13 protein-coding genes are annotated in these 18,390 nt (G+C 69.5%); all 13 read left to right on the forward strand.

Annotated features, from left to right (window positions below):
• Positions 1–755: 755 nt before the first annotated feature.
• From ACWDO5_RS00350 to ACWDO5_RS00410, 13 genes are read left to right on the forward strand one after another with little or no spacing between them, the layout of a single operon-like run.
• Positions 756–2,606, forward strand: coding sequence for a phage tail sheath family protein (locus ACWDO5_RS00350; protein ID WP_450527074.1), 1,851 nt, complete (start codon positions 756–758; stop codon positions 2,604–2,606).
• Positions 2,607–2,635: 29 nt separating this feature from the next.
• The gene (locus tag ACWDO5_RS00355; RefSeq protein ID WP_030352235.1) at positions 2,636–3,160 is read left to right on the forward strand and encodes a phage tail protein; all 525 of its coding nucleotides are present in this window, start codon (positions 2,636–2,638) and stop codon (positions 3,158–3,160) included.
• A gap of 30 nt (positions 3,161–3,190) precedes the next feature.
• On the forward strand, positions 3,191–3,937 hold the full coding sequence (locus ACWDO5_RS00360) for a T4 family baseplate hub assembly chaperone (RefSeq protein WP_450527076.1): 747 nt from the start codon (positions 3,191–3,193) through the stop codon (positions 3,935–3,937).
• Positions 3,930–4,643, forward strand: a complete 714-nt coding sequence (locus ACWDO5_RS00365) for a hypothetical protein (RefSeq protein WP_450527077.1) — start codon at positions 3,930–3,932, stop codon at positions 4,641–4,643. Before ACWDO5_RS00360 ends, ACWDO5_RS00365 begins: the two co-directional genes overlap by 8 nt.
• Positions 4,644–4,647: 4 nt before the next feature.
• Positions 4,648–5,496, forward strand: a complete 849-nt coding sequence (locus ACWDO5_RS00370) for a DUF4255 domain-containing protein (RefSeq protein ID WP_450527079.1) — start codon at positions 4,648–4,650, stop codon at positions 5,494–5,496.
• A gap of 5 nt (positions 5,497–5,501) precedes the next feature.
• On the forward strand, positions 5,502–7,817 hold the full coding sequence (locus tag ACWDO5_RS00375) for an ATP-binding protein (protein ID WP_450527080.1): 2,316 nt from the start codon (positions 5,502–5,504) through the stop codon (positions 7,815–7,817).
• Complete coding sequence (locus ACWDO5_RS00380) at positions 7,808–8,104, forward strand: hypothetical protein (RefSeq protein ID WP_450527081.1); 297 nt, start codon at positions 7,808–7,810, stop codon at positions 8,102–8,104. Before ACWDO5_RS00375 ends, ACWDO5_RS00380 begins: the two co-directional genes overlap by 10 nt.
• Positions 8,101–14,880, forward strand: a complete 6,780-nt coding sequence (locus ACWDO5_RS00385; protein WP_450527082.1) for an eCIS core domain-containing protein — start codon at positions 8,101–8,103, stop codon at positions 14,878–14,880. Before ACWDO5_RS00380 ends, ACWDO5_RS00385 begins: the two co-directional genes overlap by 4 nt.
• Positions 14,881–14,913: 33 nt before the next feature.
• Entirely contained in the window at positions 14,914–15,600 is a 687-nt protein-coding gene (locus ACWDO5_RS00390) for a hypothetical protein (protein ID WP_450527084.1), read from the forward strand.
• Positions 15,601–15,648: 48 nt separating this feature from the next.
• Positions 15,649–16,329: a hypothetical protein gene (locus ACWDO5_RS00395; protein ID WP_450527086.1), complete on the forward strand. Its 681-nt coding sequence runs from the start codon at positions 15,649–15,651 to the stop codon at positions 16,327–16,329.
• A 6-nt stretch (positions 16,330–16,335) separates the two neighbouring features.
• Positions 16,336–16,686: a LysM peptidoglycan-binding domain-containing protein gene (locus tag ACWDO5_RS00400; protein ID WP_450527087.1), complete on the forward strand. Its 351-nt coding sequence runs from the start codon at positions 16,336–16,338 to the stop codon at positions 16,684–16,686.
• Positions 16,679–17,818: a hypothetical protein gene (locus ACWDO5_RS00405; RefSeq protein ID WP_450527088.1), complete on the forward strand. Its 1,140-nt coding sequence runs from the start codon at positions 16,679–16,681 to the stop codon at positions 17,816–17,818. The genes ACWDO5_RS00400 and ACWDO5_RS00405 overlap by 8 nt, the downstream gene beginning before the upstream one ends.
• A 26-nt stretch (positions 17,819–17,844) precedes the next feature.
• Positions 17,845–18,372: a phage baseplate assembly protein V gene (locus ACWDO5_RS00410; RefSeq protein ID WP_450527089.1), complete on the forward strand. Its 528-nt coding sequence runs from the start codon at positions 17,845–17,847 to the stop codon at positions 18,370–18,372.
• The last annotated feature ends 18 nt before the right edge of the window (positions 18,373–18,390 follow it).

The following is an 18,390-nucleotide window of genomic DNA, read 5'->3' on the forward strand; positions in this document are numbered from 1 at the left end:
GGGAGGGGGTGGTACCGCTGCCGCCTTGGGGCAGTCCGTCGGGGAACGGTTGAGGAACGGTCGGGGATCAGGGCGAGCCAGAGTGCCGGGGCGTTGGGCGGCTCCCGGGTTGCGATCGGTCAGCGCGGCCAAAATTCTGGCGCGTAATCGGGTTGTCGGCAGAGCTGTCCGGGCATATGGGAATAACCCCATGGCTGCCTCTCCTGTTGGACCACAGGAAGGGGCATCAGGGTTCCGAGACGTCCTGATTTTTCATTGCACCCCAAGACATCGGCCGGATTGCCGCCTCGACCAGGGAGCTTTCCCGCCGGCGCCGCCCCGCCGAGAGGCAGGCCGAATTGGCCATTTCTCGCGAATTGGACACAAGGCGGCGCGCCGGGGCCAGTTGTATTCGGCTTGTTTCCCACCCCGGATCGCATCTTCCTGTGAAACGATCGTGAATACCTCTCCACACTCGGCCGACGATATCCCTCTGACCACGTCAAATCGCCGCCGATCATCGCCAAAGCCAATGATCGCCGGATGACTGAATCGGTCTCTTGACCGACCCTTCAGCGGCGAACGAGACTCCCCAGAGGCACTCATGCATCAGGAGCCACAGGCACTGACACATGCCGATGGCCCTGCGAGACCGATATCGCACGGGGTGTGTGACGGGGGAATGCAGTGATGAGCGCGTATGCCTGCTGGAGGCATGCGCGTGGTTTCTTCACCTCCCTCCTCATCTCTTGGTGCGCGAAGGGAATGGAGGGGGAATGCCGACGCACATGGGCTATCCCGGCGTATACATCGAAGAACTTCCCAGCAGCATCCGGACCATCGCCTCGGTCACCACGTCAGTGACCGCGTTTGTGGGGCACACCCGCCGGGGTCCGCTCAACCAACCCGTGCGGGTGACCAGCTTCGCGGACTTCGAGCGGCGCTTCGGCGGACTCACCTCGCAGAGCGCCCTCAGCTACGCGGTGCACCAGTTCTTCGGCAACGGCGGTACGGTCGCGGTGATCGTCCGCGTCGCCAAGGCCGGCACCGGCGAGGAAGCGTGCGTCACGCTCCACTCCACCGAGGGGCACAGCGAGTGTCCGGTACTGGAGGTGCACGCCAAGGAGCCCGGCGTCTGGGGCTCGGGCCTGCGGGTGGCCGTCGACCACGACACCCCCACCCCGGACAAGACGTTCAACCTGCACATCCTCGACGCGCGCGGCGGCGCCCGTGAGTCCTTCACCGGGCTTTCGATGCACTCCGGCCACGGCCGCTTCGTGGAGACGGTCGTGGGCGCCGGCTCCTCCCTCGTCCGGGTCAAGGCGCTCGACGAGGACCGGCCCGACCCCTCCGGCACCGTCTCCAAGCCGTTCTCGGCCGAACTGCCGGACCTCAATGTCGAGCTGAAGGTCAAGATCGGCGATGTGGAGCGGGAGTTCACCCTCTACGAGCCCGACCACGACGGCGAGCCGCCGCGCACCGTCACCGAGCTCGCCCTGCTCCTTGAGCGCAAGCTGCGCGCGCTGCCCGACGCCCCCGGCAATCACGCCTTCGCCGGGGCCGAGGTCACCGCCTTCGGCCGCCGCCTCCAGGTCGTAGCCGGGTCCGTCGACCCCGATGACGTGGTCCGCTTCATCGGCGAGTGCGCCAACGACCTGGGTCTGGAGGCCTCGGTCAACCCGCCCGTATTCCCGCTGGAGGGCGGCAAGGACGGCGACCCGCCCGGGCCGCGCGACCTCATCGGCAGCGAGGCGCGCAAGACCGGCGTGCAGGCGCTGCGCGACGTGGACGACGTCAACCTGCTGGCTCTGCCTGAGCTTTCGGCGTACGAGTCCACCGAGGACATGGTCACGGTGCTGTCCGCCGCCGAGCAGCTGTGCCGGGAGCGGCGGATCTTCCTGCTCGTCGACTCGCCGTCGACCTGGGGCAGCGTGGACGCGGCACGGGCCGGAATCGGCGCGTTCGAGCCCGTACGCAGCAATCACGCGGGGCTGTACTTCCCGCATCTGCAGCTCACCGATCCGCTGACGGGGCGACTGCGTTCCTTCCCGCCCTCGGGCGCGATCGCGGGCGTCATCGCGAGGACCGACGGCGAGCGCGGCGTATGGAAGGCGCCGGCCGGGACCGAGGCGCGGCTGGCCGGTGTGCGGTCGCTGACGGTCAAGCTGACCGACCGGGAGAACGGACTGCTCAACCCGCTGGGCATCAACTGCCTGCGCACCTTCCCGGTGGTGGGTCCGCTGGTGTGGGGTGCGCGCACGCTCGAGGGCGCGGACGCGCTCGACAGCGAGTGGAAGTACGTGCCGGTGCGCCGGCTGGCGCTGCATGTCGAGGAGAGCCTGCACCGCGGTCTGCAGTGGGTCGTCTTCGAGCCGAACAACGAGCAGTTGTGGCAGCAGATCCGGCTGAAGGCGTCGGCGTACCTCAACGACCTGTTCCGGCAGGGCGCGTTCAAGGGCGGCACGCCGCGCGAGGCGTACTTCGTCAAGTGCGACAAGGACACCACCACCGACGCCGACATCGACGCCGGAGTGGTCAATGTCGTGATCGGCATCGCGCCGGTCAAGCCGGCGGAGTTCGTGATCGTCAAGATCCAGCAGATGGCCGGACAGTTCGACCTCTCGTAACCCAAGGAAAAGGAACACGAAGGAAACCGATGGCTGAGTTCCAGATAAACGCCCATCGCTTCGACCCGTACAAGAACTTCAAGTTCCTGGTCCTCTGGGACGGTCGAACGGTCGCGGGCATCAGCAAGATCAGTCCTCTGAAGCGCACCACCGAAGTGGTCAAGCACCGCCACGGCGGTGACCCGAGCTCACCGCGCAAGTCGCCGGGCCGCTCCGAGTTCGAGGGCGTCACGCTCGAACGCGGCGTCACCCACGACCCGGAGTTCGACCGCTGGGCCAACAAGGTCTGGCAGGTCGGCGCCGGGCTCGGCTCGGAGGTCTCGCTGCGGGACTTCCGCAAGGACATCATCATCCAGGTCCTCAACGAGGCCGGGCAGGTGGCCGTCTCGCACAAGCTGTACCGGGCCTGGGTGAGCGAGTACCAGGTGCTCGGCGAGCTGGACGCCAACGCCAACGCCGTCGCAATCCAGAGCGTCAAGCTCGAATGCGAGGGCTGGGAGCGGGACTACGAGGTGGAGGAGCCGGTCGAGCCCTCGTTCACCCACCCGGCCTGAGCACGGCCTGTCGCACCGGAGGAATGACGGATGACGCCGACGGGCCCGGCCGAGCTGCTCGCCACCTGGGAAGCCGGTCTGGCGCAGCACGACTCGGGGAGGTCTCTGCTGCTGCACCGGGCGGCCCGCCCGTGGGCCGGCGCCGACGAGTTGCTGTCGATGCCGGTCGGCGAGCGGGAGGCGGATCTGTTCGCGCTGCGCCGGGCGTTGTTCGGCGAGCGCATGCAGGTCCGTGTCGAGTGCGCGTCGTGCGGCGAGGCAATGGAGTTCGATCTCGATGCCACGCAGCTGGGCACCCGGACGCGGACGCCGGACGGGCCGCTGCGAGTGGAGGAGGGCGAATGGGCGGTCGAGTTCCGCCTGCCCACCGTCGCCGACCTCGCGGCGGCCGGCGCGGTGCGGGATCCGGCTCAGGCGCGCCGGGTGCTGGTGGCACGCTGCACGGTTTCGGCCGCGCGGGACGGGGAGGCCATTCCGCCGGAGCGGCTGGCCTCGTTGCTGCCGGAGCATGTGCAGCGACGGCTCGCCGAGACTGCGCAGGAGGCGGATCCGGCGGCCGATGTGACGCTGAACATCGCCTGTCCCGAGTGCGGTGAGGCCACCCCGGCCGAGCTGGACATCACCTCCTATCTGTGGACCGAACTGGACACCTGGGCACGGGACTTGATGCTCGACGTCCATCTGCTCGCCACCGCCTACGGGTGGAGCGAGCCGGAGATTCTGGCGCTCAGCCCGCTGCGGCGTCGTTACTACCTGGAGCTGTGCGCAGATGCCTGACTACTTCGACCGGCTGCTCGCCCGGTACACGCCGGTGCCGGCGGTCGGTGGCGCTGCGGCGCAGGTCCGGCCGCGGCTGCCCGGCCCTTTCGAACGGGTCGAGGCGCTGCGGAGCGGGCCGCCGGAGCCGGACGCGCCGGCGGCGCTGATTCCGACCACGCCCGGGCCCGCCTTCGGTCCCGCCGAGCTGGTCCGGCACGAGCGGGAGGTGCGGACCGACCACCACACCGTTGTACGGACCGAGGCGGTGCCGGCCGACGAGCCCGAGGTGCCCGCGGCGCAGGCGGCGCCGAGTCCCGGGCCGCTGCTGCGGCCCGCCGCGGCAGCGTCTCCGGCGGCGCGTCCGGCCGCGGATGTTCCGCGCTCGCAGCGGCGAGCCGGGGTGCCGTCGGTGGCCGACGCGCCGCGGACGCCGCCGGTTCCCACACCCCGCGAGCCCGCTCCCCCAATGGCCGCCGCCGCTCCGGCCCGTCCGCGCGACACCGACACCGCCGCCGCCCGTGGCGCGGGGCTGAGCGGGGTGGGACGGCGCGCGCCGCGGCCGACGGAGCGCGTCGTACACGTACAGATCGGCCGACTCGAAGTGAGCGCGGCACCACCGCCCGGCGCGAACCGCCCCGCGGGCGGCCGCCCCGACCACTCCGGACGGCGCACACCCGCGCTGACCCTGGACGACTATCTGTCGCGCGGCGAGAAGAGGGACTGACGTCATGAGCAACGCACTCGCCATCGCGACCGTCACCCAGGCGCTGGCCCTGCTGATCGAGAACAATCTGGGGCCCGAGATGGACATCGCGGTCAAGGTGGAGACCCGCAAGCCTCCGGCCGAACCGCCGGCCGAGCCGACCATCAATGTCTTCCTGTACCAGGTCACGCCGAACGCCTCGATGCGCCACACCGACCTGCCGACGCGCGCCTCGGACGGCACGCTGCTGGGGCGCCCTGCCGCGGCGCTGGATATGCACTATCTGATCAGCGCGTACGGAGAGGAGGCGGAGCTGGTCGGGCAGCGGCTGATCGGGTGCGTGGTGCGGACGCTGCACGAAATCCCGGTCCTGCCGAAGGAATTGATCGAGCTGGCGGCCGAGCGCCCCTATCTGACGGGCAGCGATCTGGCTCAGTCGCCGCAGAGGGTGCGGTTCACGCCGACGGTGATGGACATCGACGAGACGTCAAAGCTGTGGGGGATGCTGCACCAGACCCCGTACACCCTGTCGGTGGCGTACCAGGCGTCGCTGGTCCTGATCGGGGGCCGCGAGCAGCCGGTGCCGGCGAAGCCGGTGGAGCGAAGGACGGTGCGGGTGCTGCCGTTCGGAGTGCCGGGCGCGCCGGTGCCACCGGAGGCAGCGGTTGAGGTGGACGGTTCGGAGCCGTCGCCACAACCGCAGCGTGAGCCCGAGCCTGCGCCTGAGGCGGCGTCCAAGGCGGCCGTTCCCGCGAGGAAGCGCGCCGCCGCGAAGACCGCGAAGACCGCGAAGACCGCCGCGAAACGTGCCGCGCCCGCTCGGCCCCGCAAGGGAACAGGCGCGGACGCGGATACGGACGGCAAGGAGATCTGAGACAGGTGCGCGACACGGGGGCGGGTGAGGGTATGGGGACGTACGAGTCGACTGATGGGTCTGCGAACGCCGGTGCGGACGGGCGGGCGCTGTTCGCGGCCGTACGATCCGTGCTCGCCCGCGTGGACGCCCATGCGGCTCGGGCGCATGGACGGCCTGTACCCGAGCGGGGCGACACGGATCAGCCGCACGCCGCGGCCGCACGCGCCGGCGGTGCCGTTCCCGGAGCCGGTGAGCACACCGCCGCGACGGGTGCGGCCGGGCCCGCGCGGCAGGACGGGAACGCCACCGCGGGCAACAGCCGCGCAGGCACGGCCGCTCCAGACCCCGGTGAGCACCGTGCCGATGCCAACGCCCAGGGGCCCGCGCGGCAGGACGCCGATGCGAGCGCCGCGGCGTCCCTGCGGCGGAGCGACCTCGGTGCCGAAGGCAGCACCCCCACCGCGGCGGACGGGGACGAACCGTCATCCCAGAACCGCCTCTCAGCCGCCCCAGGGACCCCCGAGCTCACCGCCGTCCGCGGGCCGGCCAGCCTCGACGCGCTCGTCGCCTGCTTCGGGCTGAGCCCCTTCGAGCGTGACGTGATCCTGCTCGCCGCAGCCGCCGAGCTCGACCCCACCACCGGGGGCCGGTGCGCAGCCGCCTGCGGGGATCCGGAGCGTGCGTACCCGACCTTCTCACTGGCCCTCGCCGCGCTCGGCGGACCGCACTGGAGCGCCCTCACCCCCGTCGCCCCGCTGCGCCGCTGGCGGCTCGTCGAGCTGGACGACGAGACCCGGCTGACCACCTCCCGGCTGCGGCTCGACGAGCGCATCCTGCACTTCCTGGTCGGCTCGCCCTATCTGGACTCCCGGCTGCACGGGCTGCTGCGCCGTACGCCCGTACCGGAGTCCCTGCCCCCCTCGTACGACCTCGCGGCGAGCCGGGTCGCCGCGAGCTGGGCGGGGGCGGGCCCGCACGCCCCGCTGCGCGTCGAGCTGGTCGGCTGCGATCTGCGGACCCGTACCGACATCGCCTCCGCGGCCGCCCGCCGCTGCGGACTGGGCCTGTACGCGATGGCCGCCGACGACATGCCCACCGACCCTGTCGAGCGCGACCGGCTCGCGCGTCTGTGGCAGCGGGAGGCGATCCTGCTGCCCGCGGCCCTGCTCGTGGAGGTCGGCGAGCTCGACCGCGAACAGGCCGCGGACACCGACGCGTTCATCGAGAGCGCGGCCGTCCCGCTCGTCGTCTCCAGCGCCGATCCGCGGCAGACCGCCCGCCCGCGCGGCGAGCGCGTGACCGTGCCCGCGCTGGACACCGAGGAGCAGCTGGGGGTGTGGGCCGACGCGTTCCAGGCCGTACCGGAGGTGTCGGAGGAGGACCTGAAGGATCTCGTCGAGCAGTTCTCGCTGCCCCCGCATCTGATCCGGTCCGCCGGAGCGACTGTCGTACGGGATCTGCCCGATGAGGACGAGCTGGACGCCACCGGGCTCGCCTGGCGGGCCGGGCTCACCGAGGCCCGGATGGGCATGGACGAGCTGGGCCGGCGGATCGAGCCGCAGGCGGCGTGGGGCGATCTGGTGCTGGCGGAGCGGCAGTTGCGGATTCTGCGCGAGATCGTCGCGCATGTGCGTCAGCGCTCCACCGTCTACCAGGAGTGGGGCTTCGCCGCGACGCTGCGCCGCGGCCTCGGCGTCACGGCGCTCTTCGCGGGCGGCTCCGGCACCGGCAAGACGCTCGCCGCCGAGGTGATGGCGAAGGAGCTGGGCCTGGATCTGTTCGTCATCGATCTCTCGCAGGTGGTCAGCAAATACATCGGCGAGACCGAGAAGAACCTCCGCAAGGTCTTCGACGCGGCCGAACGCGGCGGCGCGCTGCTGCTGTTCGACGAGGCGGACGCCCTCTTCGGCAAGCGCAGCGAGGTCAAGGACAGCCATGACCGGTACGCCAACCTCGAAGTCAGCTATCTGCTGATGCGCATGGAGGCGTACCGGGGCCTCGCGATCCTCACGACCAATATGAAGCAGGCGCTGGACACCGCGTTCATGCGCCGTATCCGCTTCGTCGTCGACTTCCCCTTCCCCGGCGAGAGCGAACGCGCCGAGATCTGGCGGCGGGTGCTGCCCGCGCGGGCCCCGATGAAGGGCGTCGATCCGGAGCTGCTGGCCCGGCTGACAGTGGCGGGCGGCTCCATCCGCAATATCGCGCTGTCGGGCGCCTTCCTCGCGGCGGAGGAGGGCGACCGGCTCCAGATGCGTCACATGCTGGAGGCGGCGCGTACCGAATACCTCAAGCTGGACCGCTCCTTGACGCCCTCGGAGGTCCACGGATGGGTCTGAACGAGGCTCCGCGCCTTGCGGAGCGCACGGTACGCGTGGACATCGGCGAGCTGGTGCTCGACGGTTTCGAACGGCTCGACCCCGACCGGGTGTCGGCCGCCTTCCAGGCCGAGCTTTCCCGGCTCGTACGGGAGCGTGGCGTGCCGCTGGCCGCGGACGGCGGGCAGGCCCTTGACGCGCTGTCCGGGCTGCCGCCCCTGCCCGCGACAACGTCGCCGGGACGGCTCGGCGAGGCGCTGGCGCGTGCGGTGCACGCGGGTCTTTCGGGGCGGGGTGAGTCGCGATGAGTACGTCACATACCCAGGACACGCAGGCGGCCCAGGCCGCCGAACGGCGACGCAAGCGCAAGGAGCGGGCCAAGTCCCGTACCCCGGAGCCGAAGAACATCGTCAGCGGCGCCGGGCAGCCGCTGGACCTGAGCGTACGGCGGGAGCTGGAGGAGCAGCTCGGCCACGACTTCAGCCGGGTGCGGCTGCACACCGACCGGGACGCGGGCACGCTGACGGAGCTGCTGGGCGCCGACGCGGTGGCGGTCGGCCAGGACATCTTCTTCCGCGAGGGCGCCTACCGGCCGGGTACGTCGGACGGGCAGCGGCTGCTGGCCCATGAGTTGCTGCACACCGTGCAGAACCCGGACGGTCTGGGCGCGTTGCGCGCGGGCCGCGACCTGGGTGCGGTGAGCCTGCCGCAGCAGGCGATGGAGCGCGAGGCGGAGTCGGCGGCGCAGGCTCTCGTACGGGACGGAGAACCTGCGGCGGAGGTGGAGCCGGACCAGGCCACGCCAGGCTGGCTGCGCTACGCAACGGTCGACGCCGACCGGAACCGTATGGAGCAGCTGGACCCGGCGACGCTGGTGGACCGGCTGGCCAACGGCGTCCTGCGCTCGCTGCGCGGCGACCCTGAGGACCGCTCCAGGCGCGTCCGCATGCAGCTGGCGCAGCTGGCGCCGGAGGTGCAGGAGATCGTGCTGGACCGGCTGGAGGTCCAGCTGCCCACGCCCGCCCTCGACAGGCTGCTGGATCTGGTCGAGGAGGCGGAGCAGGGACCGCTGCCATTCAACGCGGCTGCGGCGCCCGAAGCGATCCCCGATGCGACAGAGGGCATTGAGCAGGAGCGCGCACGGGAGGCGGCCGACGAGCGCGACAAGCGCCCGGAGGCCAAGAAGGCGAGCGACGACCGGCAGGAGCGCGAGCAGGCGCGGAAGGACGAAGGGAACACCGGCGACGGGGGCGCCACTCAGCGTGGCGGGCAGGCCGCCTCCGGAGGGGCGGGCAGGACCCTCTCCTCCCAGGACGTGTCGGCGGCAGCCGGACAGTCGGCGAACCAGGACCGGGAAGAGGCCGCGGCACGGCAACAGGGGCGGTCCGAGGAGAAGCAGCGGGACAGCGAGTCTTCCCAACAGGCGGCGCAGGAGGACAAGGGCAGCGCGGCCGGCGGCCAGGAGGAGGACGCCCCGGAGCAGGCTGAAGAACCCGCTGGGGAGCAGGAGCCGCAGAGCGCCGGCGACGAGCGGGAGGAAGCGGCCGCCGACCAGAGTGGTGCCGCCGCTGCCGGGGCCCTGGACAGGAGCGCGGCGGAGCCGGGCGAGAAGGACCGGACCGGCGACCGCGACGTCAGGCGCAACGTAGGCGATCCGGAGAACGAAGAGGACGCCGACGACGAGCCGTTGGGGCTCGAAGCGGAGTTGGCGGACCTGGATGAGGACGACGAGGGGGACGAAGAAGACGAGAAGGACGGCGCGGGAAACTCGGAAGACACCCTGCCCGAAGCCAGCCTTGAGGCAGCCACTACGGCAGCCCGGAATGGGGATCCCTCGAAGTCGCGGGCCGAGCGCCTGGCTGAGAGCGTTCCCGGAGTGTCGTCCGCGACCGGCCAGGAGCAGTCAGCCGCTTCGGCAGGGCCGACGGACGCCGATGCCGCAGGCGCATCCTCCTCCGAACAGGACGACGCCGAAAATCGGTTGCTCCAGGAGCTCCAGCCCGACGAGTCCCTCGAGCAGGAGATCGGCCCCGACCCGGATACGGCCGGGGCGGAGGGCAGCACGTCCTCCGACGGCTCTGGCCCGCAGAGCCCGGACCCGACGGATCGCTTCGACGCCGAGCGGGAGAAGGAGCAGGCCGACGAACGCCGCGACGACGCCCAGGCGAAGCGGCGGGACGAGGCGGCCCGTACTGCCGATGACGCTACGGGCGCGCCCGTCCCCGGGGCCGGTGGCGAGACCGCCCCGCCGGGGCAGCTGGCAAAGGCCGACGAGGACGGCCGTCGTCAATCGGCCAGTACGTCCTCGGGGCCCTCGGCTTCGGGCTCCGCCGGTGGTTCGAGCGCGGCCGGCCGCTCAAGCGGCGCCGGGGACACGGACCGCAAGCCGGCCGGCCCGTCCGGCGGGCAGTCCGGCACGCAAACAGACATCGCACCGGGCACGGAATCCGGATCGGCCACCGGCAAGGACTCGGACACGACAGACGGCGGCACGGCGCCGGGCGGGGGCGGGAAGGCCGAGGAGGACCCTGCGTCCGTCGACGCCCCCGAGGCGAAGGGCGTCAGCGAGGGCAAGGGGCCCGCGACCACGCCAGGCCCCGAGATCGGTCCGGAGAAGGTGTCCACGGCGGGGCCGTCCCGCGGGCCGAAACTCGCCCCGGGCAACGGGCCCACCGCCATGTCTGCCGCGCCGCAGGCCAAGGACAACTCCCCCGCGGCCGACGAGCCCGCGGCGGCGAAGTCTGCGCCGCGTCCGAAAGCGGCGGCGCCCAAGCGGCAGGCGGCCCGTAAGGCGGCCAAGTCCGCACGACGCGGCGGAGGCGGCGGAGGCGGCGGCCGTACGGCTTCGGCTCCGGCACCCGTGCGAGGCGGCCGTCGCGGCGGCGCCTCTTCAGGTCCGGCGAAGCCCAAGAAGGAAGCGCCGGCCCCTGATGTCTCGAAGGCCACCCCCGAGTCGGGGCTGGCCACGGCGTCAACGCTCAAGCCGCACCAGGCTCTGGAGACGCTCCAGGGCGTCAACGGGGCGGTGGGCCGCTCGGTCGACAAGGAGCGGACGGCGCTGCGCAAGGGACCGCCGAAGACGGAACGACCGTCCGGCTCCCCGAAGACGGTGCCGGGCGGCCCGAGGGCCGCGGCTCCCGGGACCTACACCAACGCCAAGGTCTCCCGCACGGACGCGGCCCAGGGCAAGACGCCCGAGATCACCGGCGAGCAGAAGCCGGAAGGTGAGCTTCCCGGCGCCAACATGGACGAGCCCAGTTGGTGGGACATCGCCGTGACGATCGGCGCCCAGCTGCTGGGGAAGCTCCTCAAGGAGCTCCTCCCGCTCGACGATCTGATCGACTCGATCCTGCAGATACCCACCAAGGACGAAGGTCTGCAGGGTGCGCGGGTGGGCGATGCCCCCGGGTTGCCGCTCCAGGACGACTCCGACCCGCAGCGTACGGACGAGCAGGGGCAGAAGCTCGACGAACGGAAGAGCGAACTGCACCAGTCCGGCCGTGCGGACGCCGCCCGGCCGATGGGCGAGGACCAGATCTATCCGGACGTCCCCCGGGAGACGCTGACCGGCAAGGTTCCCGGCGGTGGGAAGGCCGGGAAGGGTGGGGCGGGCAAGGCGTTCGGCAGCGGCGTGCCGATCGAGTCCGCCTCCGCCGTGGCCGAGCACGACCGCGGCCCGCAGATACAGGCGGGCTTCGCCGACGGCCGGCAGAAGATGACGCAGGAGCGCCAGGCCAAGGACGAGAAGGCGAAGGACGACAAGCAGAGGCACGACAAGGACCTGCAGCGGGAAGTCTCCGCCAGCAGCAGGAAGCAGGCCGACGAGCGCGACAAGGGCCAGTCCGCGATCTCCGACTCCCGCGACAAGTGGCGGAAGGAGCAGGACGACAAGGCCGCCGACATCGACGGCAAGAAAGGCAAGAAGTACGAGAAGGTCCGCAAGGACATCACCGACAAGGAGGAGGAGACCGACAAGGACGTCGACAAGCGCACCGAGGACGACAACAAGAAGATCGAGGACGAGCAGACCGGAGCCGAGCAGGAGGCGGAGAAGAAACAGGAAGACGGCAAGAAGGACGCCGACAACTGGCTCGAGGAGGCCATCGAGCGGCTCAAGCAGTGGTTCGAGGACCTCAAGAACGCGATCAAGAGTGTCTTCGAGCGGGCGCGGAAGGCCGTCACCGACCTCATAGAGGACTTCAAGCAGCAGGTCTTCAAGCTCATCGACGACGCGCGCAACTGGGTCATCAAGCAGATCAACGACTTCGCCGACGCCCTGATCGCCCTCGGTGACGAACTGCTCGCCGACTACCCGGCGATGCGCGACAAATGGCGCAACACCATCAACGGCGCTCGCGACTGGGCCGTGCAGAAGGTGAACGAGGCAGCGGACGCGCTCAAGGAGGTCGCCGGGAAGCTGATCGACGGGTTGTGTGGCGCCCTTCTCGCGGGGCTGGACCTGCTGGAGGGCGGGTTGCTTGCCGCCGTCGAGGTCGCCGAGACCGCAACGGTCGGTGCCCTGGAGTTCGGTGCCGCCGTGGTCGAGGGGCTCGGCGAGTGGGCCGCCATCTTCAACGACATCGTCTCCGATCCCGGCGACTGGATCAGCAAGGCGGGGAGCGCTGCCGAGACGGGCTCCAAGGAGTACCTCTTCGACGAGATCAAGACCGCGGTCAGGGCCTGGTTCAACCAGAAGGTCCAGGAGATCGTCGGCATACCGATGGAGGAGTTCCAGGAGCTGATCGAGGGCGGCGTCAGCGTCGACGAAATGGGCCGGATGGCCTGGGAGGAGGCGCTCCCCCAACTGCCGGTCATCATCGGCGTGATGGTCGTCGAGAAGGTCGTCGCCAAGCTGATCCCGGGTGCCGGGTGGGTCATGGCCGTCATCGACGCCCTGAAGACGGCATGGGGAGCGCTGAGCGAAATCCTTGCCGCCTTCGGGCTCTTCATGGACTTCCTGAAGTCGGTCAAGAGCGGCAGTGGAGCGCGGCCCTTCGCCAAGGCTGTCGCGGCAGGGGTCGTGGCCCTGCTGGAGCTGATCTACGAGTTCCTGATCGAAGGCATCGGCAGGTTCATGAGCGGGGTGTCCCGCCGCCTCGGCGACATGCTCAAGAACCTGCGCAAGAAGAAGAACAAGCCGGACCAGCCCGATGCTCCGGGCAAGCCCGGGGACGACAAGCCGGGGACCACCGGCAAACCGGCCCCGACCGACAAGCCCGGTGAGCGCCCGGCCCCCAGGAAGCCTTCCCCGGACAAGTCCTCCCGCCCCAAGCCGGGGCCCCGTCCCGGAAAGCGCCCTTCGCCGGAGAAGAAGCCGCGCCCGGCGCATGCTCCCAAGCCGAAGAAGAAGCGCGACGACGACGAGCGCCGCGAGGACGGCCGCGAGGTCAACGCGGCCCGGCGCCGGACGCAGGACGCGAAGCGGAAGCTGCGCGACGACGACGGCAAGAGCGGCCCCGACAAGCGTCGTGGCCCGGCGCGGGACACGCTGCGCCCGAGGAAGCGGCGCCCCGACACCGACCGTCCCGACAAGCGGAGGCCCGACGACAAACGCCGCCCGGACAGGGAGCGGGACAGGGACGACCGCCGCCGGCAGACCGACGACACCACGAAGAGGCGCCGCCCCGAGTCCCGCACGCGCAGCAAAGTGCGCCGCGCCCGCCAGACCGTCAAGTCGGCCCTCAACAGGGCCCGCCGTGCGGTCCGTCGACTCTTCGGCAAGGGCCGCAAACTCGGCCGCAAGCTGAACAACCGCATACGCCGCCTGAGGGACCAGTGGAGGCGCCGGCTCGACCGCATGCGGCGCAACCGCGACAGGCAGCGGGAACGGCAGCGCGAGCCCGAAGGCCAGAGGGACTACGACCTGCCACGGGTGCGATTCCGGACTGAGGACGGGGAGATGCACACGCTGCTCTTCAACGGCAAGGGCACGAGCGCGTCCCTAACCGTACGGAGCACCCCGCAGGCCATGAGGAGCTTCTTCAGCTACTGGAGCAGGGAGAACGACCTGCTGAAGGAGACTGATCCGGAACGCTGGGCCGATCAGGAGCATGCGCTCAAGAAGGCCAAGGAACAGTACGCAAAGGTGGAAGAGGTGCAGGACGGCCTCCCGAACTCCTCCCGGGAGGATCGATACCGCCCGCACACACGACGCTACGGAACCCCAGTCCATGTCGGAAGTTCAGCGGATCCAGCGTTCAACCTGAAGATCCATGAACTCAAGGAACATATGCAGTATCTGGCCGAACTGCTCGAAGCCCGGCATTCGGCCCATGAGATACCGCCGTTGCCGCCGACCGTTCTGCCCCCGTTCGCAGATGGGCCGCTGGCAGCCGACTTCAAGGCCTCGTACATCAAGAAGAGGACACCCAAAGGCACCGAGATGGGAGAGCGCAACAAAGTTTCCCCAGAGGGTTGGGACACGCTGTCCTTGCAGGCCCGGCGGACAAATTGGGTGCGCATGCACATGCTGCCGGCACGGCTCGGCGGACATGCATCAACCTCGAACCTGGTGCCAGCGCGGAAGCTTCAGAACAACGATGCGGCGAACGAGGTCGAGCACCCCGCAGCGCTCGCGGTCGGGAAGACCGGAGACAACGGAACAACGCTCGGCAGACACAAGCTCCCGGCAAACCTGGAGAGGATGGTCTGGTATGACGTGAACATTACTTACCACTCCGGCCATCCAGGCTTCCCGAGCGCCGTCAAGGTGAGTTGGGGCAGCTACGAGATCAAGAGCGGCCGTTGGGAACGAGACGGCGGCAAGGGCCGATGGCCCGGTTCATTCCCCCCACCGACCGCAGCCGACCTGAACACGTCGGGCCGGCCGGTAAAGGTCAATGTCAACGAAGCCAGTGCGGGTGAGATTAGTCAGGCAACAGGCGTCTCCGACCACTTCGCACAGGCCATCGCGAGAATCGCCAATACCAGGCACATCAAGAATCTCAACGACTTGGTAAAGGCACTCGAAAACGGAGAGGATCTCAACTCCGGCGGCACCGGGACCGCTCCAAATCGAAGGGAACGCGAAGAGGCGATCGATCTGGTGATACTTGCAGCGAAGAAGATCAAGTTCCGGCGTTGAGCTGCCACCACCCGCAAGGAAAATGGACAGAGCATGACCATCCTGACCCCTTACGAGAGCCTCTGGCTCGAAGTCCTCGAAGAGTTGAAAAATTCTCCGGCGATCCATGTCTACAGCGACCTCGAAGAGCCAATCGACGAGCTTCTCGCGGATGCTCGCACGGCAGCCAGCGAAATCGCCGAGGACTACGGGGTCAACCTGGATCCGATGCTCAGCCAGTGCTACCTACGGTTCACCAGGCTCGGCAGTTCCTGGGAAACCACTGAGCAATACCCTCATGTGTCCGGAGAGTTCTCTATTGCGAGCCTTCAGCGGGAACTTGAAGAGCCCCCACCTGAGCTGGGGTGGGTGAACCCATCGGCTGACGACCTTCAACTTCTGTCCGAATTGCGCGCGATCGACGGAACCCCGGACAGTGGCGTGGGCACCCTCGCCGCACTCCGCATTCAGCCCGGGGTGGACAACCCCGAGATCTGGTTCGATCACGGACCGCGTGGCGCCTGGAAGATGGACATCGACTACCGCGGATACCTGGAGGTCCTCCGTGTAACAAAGGGCACCTTCGGCTGGCAGTACCTGTTCACGGACGTGTCACTCCGGAGCGATGACTTCGAAGCCGTTGGCAGACGGTTGGCGGACATGATCAAGGTCTTCCCTGCGCTCTTCCCCGGCCACGACTACGAATCTCTGCGCACGCGCTTGGCCGAGCGCCTCAGGTAGCGAAGGCAGAATCCGGGACCAAACGAATTCAAAGAAGGTGAAGGCAAATTGACTCGCTATGCCGACATCCCCAAGCCCATCCGCTCCGGCATCGTCATCGTCGACCCCGAACGCGGCACCCCCCAGCGCATCATCGTCCTCCAGTTCAACCCCGACACCCTCGAACGCTCCGTCGCCCCCCAGTCCGCCGGTGGAGGCGGTGATGCCGGCGGCGGAGGCAGTGGAGGGGACAGAAACGAGGCCCTCCGGCTCAAGGGCCCCGCGCAGGAGACGTGGAAGTTCACCGCTGAGATCGATGCGACCGATCAGCTCGACGTCGCGGCTCCCGACGGGATTCATCCGCAGCTCGCCGTGCTGGAGATGCTCGTGCAGCCCACCACCGCTCAGCTCCGGGAAGCCTCGCGTCTGTCGCAGAAGGGAACCATCGAGATCAGTCCGATCGAGACGCCGCTCACCCTCTTCACCTGGGGCAGCAAACGCGTCATGCCGGTGCGGCTCACAGAACTCTCCGTCAACGAGTCTGCATTCGACATCAATCTCAATCCGATACGGGCGAGCCTCAGCATCGGGCTGAAGGTGCTGACCGTCAGCGATCTGCCCGCCGGCCACCGCGGGGCCGAGCTCTATCTCGCGCATCTCGCGCAGAAGGAGCAACTCGCCAGGGCCGCGTCCGCCGGGCAGCTCGGGATCCTCGGGCTCAGCGGTACTGGAATCGGGACGGGGAGGTAGACGCACATGGTCGAGCCCTACGAGAGCGCCTGGGACGGGATACCGGGGGCACATCCGTACCCCCGCACCAGCCGGTACCACGACGCCGAGATCGGCGTGCACCGCCTGCCCGACGGCACCGAAGTGCGCTACACCAAGCGGCGGTTGCTGCCACCGCTCGGCGAGGCCGCCGAGGAGACCGCGCCGCACACCGTGAACAGCGGTGAGCGGCTCGACCACCTCGGGCAGCGCTATTTCGGCGACCCCGGCCAGTGGTGGCAGATCGCGGACGCCAACCCCGTTCTCGACCCGGGCGAGCTGACCGCCGAGCCGGGGCGGGAGATCGAGATTCCTTTGCCGGGTGGATTCCATGGCTGATGAGCCAATCGGGAGCGGGCCCATACATCTCACCCTGCGCATGGGGCCCAAGCTCACCCGCCCGGTGCCGGCCGAGGTGACCGAGGCGCTGCTGTCCGCGCAGATCACCATGACCGCCGGTGAACGCAGCGGGTTCCAGCTCGCCTTCGACCTGACCAAGCGGGGGCTGATCACACAGCGGCTGCTGCCCGAGGGATTCTTCGATCCGAAGACCCGGGTCATCGTCATCACCTCGGTCAAGGGGACCCCCACGGTCGTTCTGGACGGCCTGATCGTGCGGCAGGAGGTGGGGGCGAGCAATATCCCGGGCCAGACCACGCTCACCGTCACCGGCGAGGACCTGACCCTGCTCATGGACCTGGAGGAGCGCACCGACCGGTATCCGAATCTGGCTCCTTCGAAGCGCGTCGAGCGGATTCTCCAGAAGTACGCCGACTACGGCATCGACCCCCGGATCTTCCGCGAGCAAGTGCACCAGCCACCCCACGAGCAGCTGCGCGTCGACTACCAGACCGGCACCGATCTGCAGTACGTGAACGAGCTGGCCAGGGCGAACGGTTACACCTTCTACCTCGACCCCGGGCCCCGCCCCGGCCGGTCCACGGCCTTCTGGGGACCCGAGCAGCGCCTCGGTGAGCGCCAGCATGCGCTCAACGTCAACATGGACGTCAACTCCACCGTCGACCAGCTGACTTTCGCGTACGACGGGACAGCGAGCGAGGAGCCGCAGGCGCGCTGGCAGGACCCCCGGACGCGGGACACGCAGCTCCTCCCCCAGCCCGACATCAGCCCGCTGCGCCCGCCGCTGGGCCGCCGCGCCTCGCCCGCCCTCAAGCGGAAGACGCTCTCCGGGACCGCGAAGAAGGCCCTGGAACAGGCCCAGGCCGAGATCCTGGGCCGCGCCGCGACCTCCGCCGACGCGATCTCCGGTTCCGGTCAGCTCGACGTCAACCGGCACGGATACGTGCTGCGGCCGCGCGAGCTGGTCGGAGTGCGCGGGGCGGGCGTGACCTACGACGGCGACTACTACGTCAAGTCCGTCACCCACAATCTGCGCCCCGGCTCGTACCAGCAGAACTTCACGCTCTCCCGCGAGGGCCTGATCGCCCGCGGCAAGACAGTGCGTCCGTAAAGACGTAAGGACCAGGAGAACTTCGCATGGCTGCAGGACCGAACAACCGGTTTCTCGGCAAGTTCCGGGGGCGGGTGATCGACAACAGGGACCCGCTCAGGCTCGGCCGGATCACGGCCCAGGTCCCGGACGTGCTGGGCGACGAGGCCTCCACCTGGGCGCTGCCCTGCCTGCCGTTCACCGGGCGGCAGGCGGGCCAGTACGTCGTCCCGCAGATCGGCGCGGGCGTGTGGCTGGAGTTCGAGCAGGGGGATCCCAGCTTCCCCATCTGGACCGGGAGTTGGTACGGGGACGCCTCCGAGCTGCCGCCACGCGCGGCCGCGGAGCTGCCCGGCTCGCAGCCTGTGGTGATCCAGACGCCGGGCGATCACAAGCTGGTGATGTCGGATGTGCCTGGCGGCACGGGGATTCTGCTCGAGGCCAAGGGCGGGGCGTACATCCAGATCGACGAGAAGGGCGTGACCATCGGCAACGGCAAGGGCGCGTCCATCGTGCTGATCGGGGACGAGGTCAACATCAACGAGGGCCGGCTGATCGTGCCCAAGAAGCGATGAGCGCAAGGACCAATGGAA

The sequence above is a fragment of the Streptomyces sp. NPDC000880 genome (genome assembly GCF_053599675.1).